Origin of the sequence: Mycobacterium sp. Marseille-P9652 (assembly GCF_902652685.1) — a bacterium.
Lineage (GTDB): Bacteria > Actinomycetota > Actinomycetes > Mycobacteriales > Mycobacteriaceae > Mycobacterium.
The window spans coordinates 26,182-38,401 of the sequence record NZ_CACRUY010000005.1; the positions used below are offsets into that span (position 1 = coordinate 26,182).

At 68.7% G+C, this 12,220-nt stretch carries 13 protein-coding genes and 1 pseudogene; 6 read left to right on the forward strand and 8 right to left on the reverse strand.

Annotated features, from left to right (window positions below; translation table 11 throughout):
• Positions 1-18: 18 nt before the first annotated feature.
• Complete coding sequence (locus GPY60_RS04735) at positions 19-825, forward strand: enoyl-CoA hydratase/isomerase family protein (RefSeq protein ID WP_156686483.1); 807 nt, start codon at positions 19-21, stop codon at positions 823-825.
• Positions 826-886: 61 nt separating this feature from the next.
• On the opposite strand, the gene GPY60_RS04740 is transcribed toward GPY60_RS04735, so the two are convergent.
• The 5 genes from GPY60_RS04740 to GPY60_RS04760 all read right to left on the reverse strand — a co-directional run bounded on the left by GPY60_RS04740 (position 887) and on the right by GPY60_RS04760 (position 5,200).
• Entirely contained in the window at positions 887-1,753 is an 867-nt protein-coding gene (locus tag GPY60_RS04740; RefSeq protein WP_156686484.1) for a TIGR03619 family F420-dependent LLM class oxidoreductase, read from the reverse strand.
• Between the two features lie 105 nt (positions 1,754-1,858).
• On the reverse strand, positions 1,859-2,620 hold the full coding sequence (locus GPY60_RS04745; RefSeq protein WP_156686485.1) for an STAS domain-containing protein: 762 nt from the start codon (positions 2,618-2,620) through the stop codon (positions 1,859-1,861).
• The gene (locus GPY60_RS04750; protein WP_156686486.1) at positions 2,617-2,778 is read right to left on the reverse strand and encodes a hypothetical protein; all 162 of its coding nucleotides are present in this window, start codon (positions 2,776-2,778) and stop codon (positions 2,617-2,619) included. The genes GPY60_RS04745 and GPY60_RS04750 overlap by 4 nt, the downstream gene beginning before the upstream one ends.
• A 302-nt stretch (positions 2,779-3,080) precedes the next feature.
• Positions 3,081-4,049, reverse strand: a complete 969-nt coding sequence (locus tag GPY60_RS04755; RefSeq protein ID WP_231639342.1) for a DUF4873 domain-containing protein — start codon at positions 4,047-4,049, stop codon at positions 3,081-3,083.
• Positions 4,050-4,294: 245 nt separating this feature from the next.
• Positions 4,295-5,200 (reverse strand): AurF N-oxygenase family protein, encoded by a 906-nt coding sequence (locus tag GPY60_RS04760; protein WP_156686488.1) that lies wholly within the window; start codon positions 5,198-5,200, stop codon positions 4,295-4,297.
• A 101-nt stretch (positions 5,201-5,301) separates the two neighbouring features.
• Here GPY60_RS04760 and cobF point away from each other — a divergent pair, with 101 nt between their 5' ends.
• From cobF to GPY60_RS04775, 4 genes and pseudogenes are all read left to right on the forward strand, one after another.
• Entirely contained in the window at positions 5,302-6,045 is a 744-nt protein-coding gene (cobF, locus tag GPY60_RS04765) for a precorrin-6A synthase (deacetylating) (protein ID WP_156686489.1), read from the forward strand.
• Between the two features lie 4 nt (positions 6,046-6,049).
• Positions 6,050-6,292 (forward strand): annotated as a pseudogene (locus tag GPY60_RS26930) (DNA-formamidopyrimidine glycosylase family protein); the annotation flags it as partial.
• 153 nt (positions 6,293-6,445) lie between these two features.
• On the forward strand, positions 6,446-6,913 hold the full coding sequence (locus tag GPY60_RS26935) for a zinc finger domain-containing protein (protein WP_231639344.1): 468 nt from the start codon (positions 6,446-6,448) through the stop codon (positions 6,911-6,913).
• Positions 6,914-7,011: 98 nt separating this feature from the next.
• Complete coding sequence (locus GPY60_RS04775) at positions 7,012-7,761, forward strand: SDR family oxidoreductase (protein ID WP_156686491.1); 750 nt, start codon at positions 7,012-7,014, stop codon at positions 7,759-7,761.
• Positions 7,762-7,840: 79 nt separating this feature from the next.
• Here GPY60_RS04775 and GPY60_RS04780 read toward each other — a convergent pair whose 3' ends face one another.
• Positions 7,841-9,160, reverse strand: a complete 1,320-nt coding sequence (locus tag GPY60_RS04780; RefSeq protein WP_156686492.1) for an oxygenase MpaB family protein — start codon at positions 9,158-9,160, stop codon at positions 7,841-7,843.
• A 101-nt stretch (positions 9,161-9,261) separates the two neighbouring features.
• Between GPY60_RS04780 and GPY60_RS04785 the strand changes: the two genes are divergently transcribed.
• Complete coding sequence (locus GPY60_RS04785) at positions 9,262-9,831, forward strand: TetR/AcrR family transcriptional regulator (protein WP_156686578.1); 570 nt, start codon at positions 9,262-9,264, stop codon at positions 9,829-9,831.
• A 13-nt stretch (positions 9,832-9,844) separates the two neighbouring features.
• Here the strand turns inward: GPY60_RS04785 and pgi are convergent, their stop codons facing one another.
• Positions 9,845-11,509: a glucose-6-phosphate isomerase gene (gene pgi / locus GPY60_RS04790; RefSeq protein WP_156686493.1), complete on the reverse strand. Its 1,665-nt coding sequence runs from the start codon at positions 11,507-11,509 to the stop codon at positions 9,845-9,847.
• A gap of 220 nt (positions 11,510-11,729) precedes the next feature.
• Entirely contained in the window at positions 11,730-12,047 is a 318-nt protein-coding gene (locus GPY60_RS04795) for a chorismate mutase (protein WP_156686494.1), read from the reverse strand.
• Positions 12,048-12,220 lie beyond the last annotated feature (173 nt).

Genomic DNA, 12,220 nt, shown 5'->3' on the forward strand with positions numbered 1-12,220 from the left:
GTCACCTACGGTTTGTCTATGCCAGCAGTGGAATTCCAGGCCATCGACGACGACATCGCCTGCGTGACGCTGAACCGCCCCGAACGCCTGAACGCGATCGACGGTTCGCTGATCGACGGCGTGCACGAAGCGCTGGACGCGCTCGGCGCGGGGGATTTCCGCGCCGCCATCCTGACCGGCGCCGGGCGCGGATTCTGCGCGGGCGCCGACCTGAGCGGCACCGGCCAGCCGTGGACGCATCCCCGGCCGGCCACCCCGGCGTTCAAGGTCAACTACGACGCACAGGTGCGGTTGGCCGAACTGTTCACCCGGATCTACGAGCTGCCCATCCCGGTCATCGCCGCCGTCAACGGCGTGGCGGTGGGCGGTGGTCTGGCCTTCGCCCTGGTCTGCGACATCCGGGTGGCGTCCGAGCAGGCCCGGTTCGGGTCGGTGTTCATCAAGGCGGGGTTCTCCTCGATGGACATGGGGACCAGTTACCTGTTGCCCAAGATCGTCGGCGCGGGGGTCGCGCGCGAGCTCATGTTGACCGGCCGCATCATCGACGCCGCCGAGTCCTACCGCATCAAGCTGGTCCACGAGGTGGTGGCCCCGGACGACCTGATGCCGGCGACCCTCACGCTGGCGCGTTCGATCGCCGACAACAACGCCTATGGCGTGTGGCAGACGAAGATCGGCCTCAACGCCGCGCTGGATGCGCCGAGCCTGCGGCATGCCATCGAACTGGAGAACCGCACGCAGATCCTCAGCGGCTTCACCAACAACCCGGCCGAGGCCGCCCAGGCCCACCGCGAGAAGCGCGCCCCCAAGTGGGATCCGCTATAGGCGGCGCGGTAAATGGCGGCGGCCCGCCGCGCCCGGCCTGCGGCCGCGCTTGCGGCCGCCGCTAGAGCTTCGCGATGACGTGCTCCGCGAACATCTCCAGGTTGCGGATCTTGGTGTCGAGCGGCTCGGTGTCGTTATCCATGATGTAGGGGATCCGGAAGCCGACGATCACGTCCGTGACGCCCTTGTCCTCGAGGCGTTTGATGCCGTCCAGGGTGTAGGCGTCGGCCGAAATGACGTGGATCTCGAACGGTCCCGTCCTGCCCTCCTCCTCGCGGAACCGGTTGAGCTTGGCGATCAGCCCGTCGAGTTCATCCGGATCGCCGCCGCCGTGCATCCAGCCGTCGGCGCGGGCGGCGCGACGCAGCGCAGCGTCGGCGTGCCCGCCGATCAGGATCGGGATCGGCTGGGTGGGCGCCGGGGTCATCTTGGTCTTCGGGATGTCGTAGAACTCGCCGTGGAATTCGAAGTATTCGCCGCTGGTCAATCCGCGCACGATCTCGATGCACTCGTCCATCCGCTTGCCGCGCTTGGCGAACGGGACGCCCATCAGCTCGTAGTCCTCCGGCCACGGGCTGGTGCCCACGCCCAGCCCCAGCCGGTTGCCGATCAGCGCCGCCAGCGAGCTGGCTTGCTTGGCGACCAGCGCCGGCGGCCGGATGGGCAACTTGAGAACGAAGAAGTTGAACCGCAGCGTCGACGTCACGGCACCCAGCGCCGCGGCCAGCACGAAGGTCTCGATGAACGGCTTGCCGTCGAGGAACTCCCGGTTGCCGTCGGGCGTGTACGGATATTTCGAGTCGGATTCGTACGGATACGCGATGCTGTCGGCGATCGTCATCGCGTGGTAGCCGGCCGCCTCGGCCGCCTTGGCGAGCGGAATGTAGTACGAGAAGTCGGTCATCGCCTCCGCATAGGTGAACCGCACGCCATCCGCCTTTCTCGCAACCGCCCCCGCACGACATTAGAACGTGTTCTAGTTTGACCAACAGGCGGGCACCGCACAAGGCGTCATCGGACGCCGGGCCGCGGGTCAGAGCTGGTTCTCCGGGCCGATGACCGCCCACACGGTCTTGCCCGACGAGGTGGGCGTGCTGCCCCACGCGCGCGACAGCGCCTCGACGATCGCCAGGCCCGACACGTCGATGCCCTTCGTCGGCGATGGCAGCCGCACGGCGGGGGACTCGCTGCCGTCGGACACCGCGATCGTGGCCGTCGCCCCGTCGGTTTCGACCCGCATCATCGGGACGCTGCCGGTGTGTTCGAGCACGTTCTCGACGAAGACGTTGACGACAACCAGCGCGACGGGGATGAGCTTGGACTGCGACCACGCGGTCAGCCACTCGCGGACCAGCCGGCGGGATTCGCGCAGGCTGCTCAGGTCCGCCGGCAGCTTGGCATCGGCGTGCCGCAGCGTGCGCCGCGCGAGCTTCGCCAGCGCCTTCGTCGCCGCGTTCTGCGTCGAGTACACCGGCATGAAGGAGGCGACCTCGCTGCGGCTGATCGCGTCGCGGGTGGCCCGACTGGAGCAGACCAGCACGATCGGGACGTCGGGGTGGGGCAGTTGCCACCGTGCGCCGACGAAGGCCGTCCATGCCGAATCCGCCGGCACCTTGAGCGCGGAGATGTCGACGATGACGGCCGTCGGCTCGTCGACCGTCGCCTTGACGATGCTGTCGCGCAGGGCCGCGGAGTTGCCGGTGTTCAGCACCCCCTCGACCGTCAGGACGACAACCGACTGATCCGTCCGCGTGGCAACGTCAAGCGGGCCCGGGGGCTCGGCTACCGCGCTCACGTCAACGACCCCTCTCGCTTCAGGGCTATATCCTCGCTGATCGCGGCCGCCAACGCGATGATGTGCGAACGCGCGTGTCTCGATTGTCGCTCACGCGCGCGGGAGCGCGAACCGGGCACCATCCGGCTTTGCGGCTCGGTCACGTCGTCCGATGCCATGTCCTGCTCCTCTGATTTCCGCGCGGCTGCCCTGCTGACGAACCGCCCCCCGGCGGCGGAAGCTGTTACGGGATCGAGCGGCGCCGGTGCCGCCGGAGCTCGAAGGACTTGGCGTTCCGCGCTGCGATCAGGTCGGCGCCGCGGCTTGGCACCCGCGAGGCACGCTCCGGTCCACCCCGTCCGGAGCGCCGGACCCTTCCGCGTCGAACCTGCCGATCGCCACCGCGCCGCGCGCGCACGCGCGGGTTGTACCCACTTCGCGGGCGAGGTCAAACCCGGTCAAGCGACCGAGTGTGCCGCGGTCAGCTCGAGGCGTACGGCGGGGCGCCGACCCCGGCGACCGAATGCGTGCCCCACGGCGTCTTCTCGACGATGCGTGCCGGCGCGTTGCGATCGCCCACGGTGAGGGTCACCCCCCGCGACTGCTGCAGCTCCCGCTCCGGCAGGGGATGGGAGGATGACCCGAAAACCGTTCCCTGCCAATGGAACTGGCCGTCGATCGGATCCAGGCGTCCCATCAGCCGCACCCGCACCGGATGGTCGACGTCACCTATCGTCAACGTCGCCGCGCCGTCGTAGGTCTCCCGGTCCTCGCCGCAGAGAGACGACAGGTCGAACGCCGACTCCGCCCCGGCAGGGGTCGCCGGCCGCAGGCAGGCGCGCTCGTTGAAGACCTGCTGGCTGCTGTGCCGCACCTCGATGCGCGTGCTGCCGGTATCCCTCATCAGGCGCACACACTCGGCGATATGACGCGCTTGCGCGGCGTGGTCGGGCCCTGAAATGACGAAGTAGTTCGGGAACCCGTGCATCGCGATCCCGAAATACGGCTCCATGCCGTCCCACCAGGCCCGCCGGATGGTCACCCCGCCGGCCCCCACCAATGTCGCGTCGGGCAGCCCGTCGGGGACGGCGAATCCCGTGCCGAAGACGATGGCGTCCGCACGGTGGTCGACACCATCGCGAGTGCGGATGCCCGAGGCGGTGATGCGGGCGATGCCCGAGGCGACGATCGCGGGCGCCCCGCTGTCCGCGGGCCGGCGCCGCAGCCAGCGGGTTGCGCGGGTGGTCGGCGACGTCAGCTCGGTGACGACGCGACGCGGCGCGTAGGGGAACACGGTCACCGAGGCCGCCGACGCGGTGAGCCGGGTGAGGTGGTGACCGGCGCCGGCGTCCGCACCGACGACCGCAACATGCATGCCGGCCGGGTCGAAGTCGGGGTCCCATCGCGCCGCATGGAAACACGCGCCGCGAAAGTCGTTGCGGCCCGGAATGTCCGGCGTCCACGGCGTCCACGGCGGCCGGTGCGCCGCGACCACGACGCGGCCGCGCACTTCGCCGCCGGCGGTCCGCACCCGCCAGGTGTCGGTCTCGTCGTCGAAGATCGAGCCGACCGGCTCGTCTTCGACGAGCAAGGGTTCGACGACGCGGGTCAACGCCGCTCGTGCGCTATCGGCGGCGGCGTCCGCGCCGACGATCACCAGCTCATGGACGTGATCGGCGGGGCCGGGCGTCGGCGTCACAGAAACCTGCTGCGCTTCCAGCCGCCGCGTGCGATCGGGCCCAGGAGACCGACCTCGGTCAAAAACGCGGCCAGCGGGGCGAAGCCGGCGACTTGCATCTCGCGCCGGTGCGGGCTGCTGCGCGCCATCGCCCGTGCCCGCTTCGCATCCAGGCCCGCCCGCGCGTAGGGGATCGGGTTGCTGAACAGGTAGTTGAAGAAGTAGCCGCCCAGACCGTTGATGTTGGCCATGAACCACCGGTTCAGCCGCGGCATCTCGGCGACCCGCTTGCGTGCGCCGTCGCGCGCGAACTGGATGTGGCGCGCCTCCTCGGTGACGTGAATGCGCATGAGCCGTTGGATGATTGGCTGCAGTTCGGGGTCGTCCATCATCTGCCGCTGCAGGGAGTCGAAGATCTCCTCGCCGATCAGCGCGGCCACCCACAGCATCGAGCCGCGCTGGAAGGCCAGGGGCAAGGTGTTGATGACCATGCGGTGGAACCGCTTCGGGCGGACGGGTTTGGCGCCGATGCGCTCGATCGCCTTGCCGAACATGACCATGTGCCGGGTCTCGTCGCCCAGTTCGGTCAGCTTGTAATGGGTCGAGCGGCTGGTCGGGTCCTCGTGCAGGATCGTCCGCAGCAGCGACTGGTTGAGCATGTTCTCGAACCAGATGCCGGCCGACAGGGTGTTGACCAGCTCCTGGCGGGACAGCTCGATCTGCTGCTCGCGCGTCATCTCGTCCCACATCGGGGTGCCGTAGAGGGACACCAGCCGCGGCGGCAGGAAGAACTTGTCCGGGTCCAGCGGGGCGTCCCAGTCGATGTCGACGACCGGTTCGTAGGACTTCTTGACCGATCCCTTGAGCAGGCGATCGGAGAATTCCTCACGACTCGGCCCACCGGCCCTCACCGCAGTGGTCATTGCTGGCGTCCCTTCATTGGGTCCTGCAAACGGTACCCATGGTACTGGGTACTTTGGGTCCCGACTAGGCCCTTTTGGTTTCGATTCGGTTGACTGTCGGGGTGGGTCGGCGCATTCACGTCATCGGCATCGGCGCCGGCGACCCCGATTACGTCACTGTGCAGGCGATTCGGGCGCTCAACGACACGCAGGTCTTCTTCGCGATGGACAAAGGCGAGGAGAAGGGTGACCTGCTCGCCCTGCGGCGGGAAGTCTGCGCGCGGTTCATCCGCGAGCCCGGCTATCGCTTCGTCGAGCTGCGCGACCCCAAGCGGTCGACGGACGCCGACTACCGCGAGGCGGTTTCGGACTGGCACGCCGAACGCGCGCTGCTGTGGGCCGCCGCCATCGCTACCGAACTCGGGCCCGACGGCGTCGGCGCGTTCCTCGCCTGGGGCGACCCGTCCCTGTACGACAGCACCCTGCGCATCCTGGACAGGGTCGCGGCCGAAGTGGAATTCACCGTGGACGTCATCCCGGGAATCACCGCGGTGCAGGCGCTCACCGCGCGCCACCGGATCCCGCTCAACGACGTCGGGGAACCGGTGCTCGTCACCACGGGCCGGCGACTGCGCGAGCACGGCCTGTCCGGGTCGGCCGTCGTGATGCTCGACCGCGACTGCTCGTTCCGGACGTGCCCGCCCGAGACGCGGATCTGGTGGGGCGCCTACCTCGGCACCCCCGACGAGCTGTTGTTCAGCGGCACCGTCGGCGAGGTGGGTGCGCGGATCGAGGCGGCGCGGGCCGAGGCCCGGGCTCGGCACGGGTGGATCATGGACACCTATTTGCTGCGGGCGGCAGACTGAAAGCGTGCCCGAACTCCCCGAGATCGAAGCGCTGGTCGACCACCTACGGCGGCACGCCGTCGGACTGACGGTCGGCCGCGTCGACGTCGCCGCCTTCTCCGTGCTCAAGACCTTCGACCCACCCGTGACCGCCCTGCAGGGAAACGCCGTCGTCGCGGCGCAGCGGTGGGGCAAGTACCTCGGGCTGCAGGCCGGCCAGTGGTGGCTGATCACCCACCTGTCGCGCGCGGGCTGGCTGCGCTGGTCGGACAAGCTGGCGGCGGCGCCGCTGCGGCCCGGCAAGGGGCCGATCGCCCTGCGTGTCCACCTCGGAACCCCCGGTGACGCGCCGGGATTCGACCTGACCGAGGCGGGGACCCAGAAACGACTGGCCGTGTGGCTGGTCGCCGACCCCCAGCAGGTGCCGCAGATCGCCGCGCTTGGTCCCGACGCCCTCGACCTCGGCATCGACGACCTGGCGGCGGTGCTTGCGGGCAACACCGGCCGGATCAAGACCGTCATCACCGACCAGAAGGTGATCGCCGGCATCGGCAACGCCTACAGCGACGAGATCCTGCACGTCGCCAAGATCTCGCCGTTCGCGACGGCCGGAAAACTCACCGCCGAACAGCTCACCACCCTGCACGACGCGATGGTGTCGGTGTTGCGTGACGCCGTCAGCCGGTCCGTGGGCCAGGGCGCCGCCACCCTCAAGGGCGAGAAGCGCTCCGGGCTCCGCGTGCACGCGCGAACCGGGCTGCCGTGCCCCGTGTGCGGGGACACGGTGCGCGAAGTTGCGTTCGCGGACAAGTCTTTTCAGTACTGCCCGACGTGCCAGACCGGTGGCAAGGTGCTCGCCGACCGGCGGATGTCGCGCCTGCTCAAGTGATCGCTCATTTGGCCGCGCGAACGTCGAGTTGTGGTGCCAAAACCCCGGTGCAGAGCCCAACAACTCGACGCTCGGCCCGAACTCGTTATGCTGCCCGGGTGACCCGCCAGAAGATCCTCATCACCGGCGCCAGCTCCGGCCTGGGCGCCGGGATGGCGCGCGCGTTCGCGGCCAAGGGACGCGACCTTGCGCTGTGCGCCCGTCGCACCGACCGGCTCGACGAGCTGAAAGCCGAACTGAAGCAACAGCATCCCGGCATCAAGGTCGCGGTCGCGGCGCTCGACGTCAACGACCACGAGCAGGTGCCGAAGGTGTTCGGGGAGTTGAGCGACGAGCTGGGCGGCATCGATCGCGTCATCGTCAACGCCGGCATCGGCAAGGGCGCGAAGCTGGGCTCAGGCAAGTTGTGGGCCAACAAGGCGACCATCGAGACCAACCTGGTGGCCGCGCTGGTCCAGATCGAGACGGCGCTGGAGATGTTCCACCGCAGCGGGTCCGGCCACCTCGTGCTGATCTCCTCGGTGCTCGGCAACAAAGGGGTGCCGGGTGTGAAGGCCGCCTACGCCGCGAGCAAGGCCGGCGTCAGCTCGCTGGGCGAGTCGCTGCGCGCCGAGTACCGCAGCGGCCCCATCGCCGTCTCGGTGCTCGAGCCGGGCTACATCGAATCCGAGATGACGGCGAAGTCGAACAGCACGATGTTGATGGTGGACAACGAAACTGGCGTCAAGGCGCTCGTCGCCGCCATCGAGCGCGAGGCGGGCCGCGCCGCGGTGCCGTGGTGGCCGTGGGCACCGCTCGTGCAGGTGATGCGGGTGCTGCCGCCCCCGCTCACCAAATGGTTCGCCTGACGTCTACGCCGCGAGCGTGCGCGTTTGCACGCGACACGCCGCGCCGGGGCGTACAACCGCGCACGCTCGCGCCGCAGGATTAGTGGTGCGCCGGGGTGTAATGCGCTGCGTCGGTGGTGAATTCGGGCTTTCCGTAGGTAGCCAGCCGGAGCTTGAGCAGCCCGATGACATACGCGTCGGTGATGTCGCGTAGCACGGGGATGCGGCTGGCGTGGTTTACCGCGGTGAACCGGCCGATGATGAAAGGCGCCGTGAGGGCGATGCGCAGGAGGTCCGTCGGGTCGAGCGAGACGCCCATGGCCTGCGCGATGTCGCTGTCGCCGTTGCAGAAGGTGCGGACGAACGTGAGCTTGCTGAAACTCCTCTCGACCGCTTCGGCGCAGCGGTCGAACAGGCTGGTGCCGGGGCGCAGGTAGGCCGCCATGGTTCCGCGGACGAGCTCTTCGCAGATCGCGTCGAACCCGTCGCGCAGCAGCGCCGAGCGGGCATGCATGACGTGCATGATGTCGGCGGGTTCGGCGGGCAGCAGTTCCTCCGGCAGGCCGAGCAGAAAGCAACGGTACCGGGCGAATTCGACGACGGCACGCTCCTCGGCGGTGAACTCGCTGCGGCCCTGCTGGCGCGCCTTGCGCGCCAGCAGGTACTGGCCGATCATGCCGGCGGGCATCTGGTCGACCTGCGGCACTGGCATGCCGTAGATCGCGACATCCCACTTGTCGGACTTCTTCAGCGCGTTGTAGCGGACCATCGAGTGCATGAGCCGGACCATGGCGGCCGCCTCGAATCCGGGCCCGTAGCGGTCGAGCGCGCCCGGCAGGGTGGTGACGGCGAAGAAGCTCGCCGTCTCGTTGACCCGCCGGGCGGCCCGCTTGCCGGACAGGGCGCCCGTCAGGGCCATGGGCAGCGCGGCATAGGTGTTGGTGAAGGTGGCGATGAACGCGCCTCGGGTGATGAACGGGGCCAGCAGCGCCGCGGGAATGCGCTCCTGCCGGGCCCCTTCACGCACCAGGTCGAAATCGATCCATTCCGGCGTCGCCTCCATGGCGGCGATGAACGACGCCAGCTCGGCAGGCGCGTCGGGGACCGCGTCGATTCCCTTCCGGCAGGCCGTCTTGAGCATGTCGATCAGGTGGGCGACGCTGTGCGTGTTCATCAGGGCCGCATAGGGATCGGCGACGACGTCGCCGAGCATGGTGGCCGTGCGGATCAGCTCGGTCACGCGGTCGTCCGCAAGGATCGGCGCGCGGTCTGCGACCCAGGCGGGCAGGGCGGACTCGGCGTCGGCTTCGGTGGCCAGGCGATCCGGCTGCAGGTCGAAGTCGAAGTCCCCGTACAGGTCGGGCTGTAGGTCACGCTGGCTGCGAACGCGCTCGGCGAGTTCGGGGAAGTACGTCACCATCGCTGCCTCCGGCCAACTAACACCATGTGAGTAATACTCACAAGCTGTTAGTTATGCTGTCAAGCGTGACGCAGGCGGCGACCGACAGCCCGAGGCGGCGGATGACCGCCGCGGCGCGGCGCGAGCAGATACTCGATGTCACGCACGCGATCGTCGACGCCGAGGGGTTTCACGCGGCAACGCCGAACCGCATTGCCGAGGCCGCCGGCGTCGACCGGTCGCTGATCTATCAGAAGTTCGGTGACCTGGCGGGCCTTTTCGTCGAGCTGATCGACCGCGAGGCCGCCCGGGCCGGCGCGCAGTTCGCCGAGGCAATCTCCGGAGTGGACGCTGTCGACGATTCACTGGTGGTCGCCTTCGACGGCGTGCTGGCCGCCGTCGACGCGCACCCGGCGACCTGGCGGCTGTTCCTGTTCCCGCCGCAGGGCGCCCCGCCGCAGCTGTACGCCAGGCTGGCTCAGTCCCAGGCCGTCGTGCTGGACTTCTTCGTCCGGGAATTGCTGCGCCACAACCCCGCGCTGCACGAGCCGGAATACACCGCCCGCATCCTGCACGCCGCCGGTCGCGAGTTGCTGCAGCTGCGCCTCAGCGATCCGGAGAACGCGTCGGCCGAACGCCTACGCACCTTCGTCCGGCGGTTGGGCTCGGAGCTCGTCGGCCGACCCTCGTAGCGGACGCGAAATATCAGCTCGCGCGGCCACGCTGGGTGCGGTAGCGGCGCAACAGCGCGTCGGTGGAGCTGTCCGACTGCGGCTCGGGCGAGCCATCGGAGGTGATGACCGGCAGCAGCGCCTTCGCCTGCGTCTTGCCCAGCTCGACGCCCCACTGGTCGAACGAGTCGATGCCCCAGACCGCGCCCTCGGTGAACACCTGGTGCTCGTACAGCGCGATCAGCTGGCCCAGCACTGACGGGGTGAGCCGGTTGGCCAGGATCGACGTGGACGGCCGATTTCCCGGCATCACCTTGTGCGGCACGATATTTGGGGGAGTGTCCTCGGCGGCGATCTCGTCGGCCGTCTTGCCGAACGCCAGCACCTGCGTCTGGGCGAAGAAGTTGCTCATCAACAGGTCGTGCATGCTGCCGTCGCCGTCGGCGGTGGGCAGGTCGTCGAGGGGCTGACTGAACCCGATGAAATCGGCGGGCACGAGCCGCGTGCCCTGGTGCAACAACTGGTAGAAGGCGTGCTGGCCGTTGGTTCCCGGCTCGCCCCAGAAGATTTCACCGGTGTCGGTGGTGACCGGCGTGCCGTCGGCGCGCGTCGACTTGCCGTTGGACTCCATGGTGAGCTGTTGCAGATAGGCCGGGAAACGCGCGAGGTCGTCGGAGTAGGGGAGCACGGCCCGCGACTGTGCGTCGAAGAAATTCGAGTACCACAGTCCGATCAGGCCGAGCAGCGCCGGCGCGTTGGACTCCAGCGGAGCCGTCCTGAAATGCCGGTCGATGACGTGGAATCCGGAAAGGAAGTCGGCGAAGGCCTCCTTGCCGATGGCCGCCATCACCGAGAGGCCGATCGCCGAATCCACCGAGTAGCGGCCGCCGACCCAGTCCCAGAACCCGAACATGTTGTCGGTGTCGATCCCGAAGTTGTCGACCAGCCGCTTGTTGGTCGAGACGGCGACGAAGTGCTTGGACACGGCCGCATCGCCCAGCGCGTCGGTCAGCCAGCGCCGGGCGGCTGTCGCGTTGGTCAGGGTCTCGAGCGTAGAGAAGGTCTTGGAGGCGACGATGAAAAGCGTTGTGGCGGGGTCCAAGTCGGCGAGCGTGGCGACCAGGTCGGCCGGGTCGACGTTGGAGACGAAGCGCGCCGAGATTCCGGCGTCGACGTAGTGGCGCAGCGCCTGGTAGACCATGACGGGGCCGAGGTCCGACCCCCCGATGCCGATGTTGACGACCGTGCGGATGCGCTCGCCGGTGGCCCCGGTCCATTCGCCGCTGCGCAGCCTGTCGGTGAAGTCGCCCATCCTGTCCAGCACCTCGTGGACGTCCTCGACCACGTTGCGGCCGTCGACGATCAGCTCGGCGTCGCGGGGCAACCGCAGCGCCGTGTGCAGCACCGCGCGGTCCTCCGAGGTGTTGATGTGCGCGCCCGAGAACATCTGGTCGCGGCGCTCCTCGAGGTTAGCCGCGCGAGCCAGATCGACGAGTAGCCCCAGCGTCTCTCGGGTGATGCGGTGTTTGCTGTAGTCGATGTACAGGTCGCCGACCGTGAGGGTGAGATCGCGGCCGCGGTCGGGGTCTTCTTCGAAGAACTGGCGTAGGTGCGTTTCGCCGATCTGCTCGTGGTGCCTGCGCAGGGCGTCCCAGGCCGGGGTGGCGGTGATGTCGGGGATGGTGTGCACGGAGGTCATATCCCCGACCCTAGTGACGGTCGCGAGCGCGGCATAGCCGGGCGCTGCGGGCCGTCACCGTCGGCCTAGTGACGGTCGCGAGCGCGGCATAGCCGGGCGCTGCGGGCCGTCACCGTCGGCCTAGTGACGGTCGCGAGCGCGGCATAGCCGGGCGCTGCGGGCCGTCACCATCGAGCTATGCACCGCGATGCGGCCGAGCCAGGGCTGACGCCGGGCGCACTCAGTGGCCGAGGCGGCCTCTGCCGAGCCGCAGCAGCAGCATCGCCAGGTCCTTACCCTCCGGGCCGAGCTCGCTGTACCGTTCGATCACCTTCATCTCGCGGCTGTGCACCAACCGGGTGCCGCCGGACGCCATCCGGACCCTGCCGATCGCCCGGGATACCTCGGCCCGCCGCTTGACCGCGGCGAGGATCTCGGCGTCCAATCGGTCGATTTCCCGGCGCAACTCGTCGATATCGCCGTCCTGTTGGGTGTCGACCATCTCGATGTCCATCTCTGCTGACTCCGTGTTCTCGTGAGGTGGGGGTTCTGGTCTCATCCGGCACGGGCCTCACAAAAAGACGAGCCCCGAATCCGGAAGCGGACCACGGGGCTTGAGCGAAAGCAGCTACACCACGGGCACCGCTGGCCGGTACCCATAAAAAAATCGGCGCTGCTTGTTGAGCACGCCTTGAGTGTGCCATCAACAGCCGCGCCCGTGCAAAATTCCGG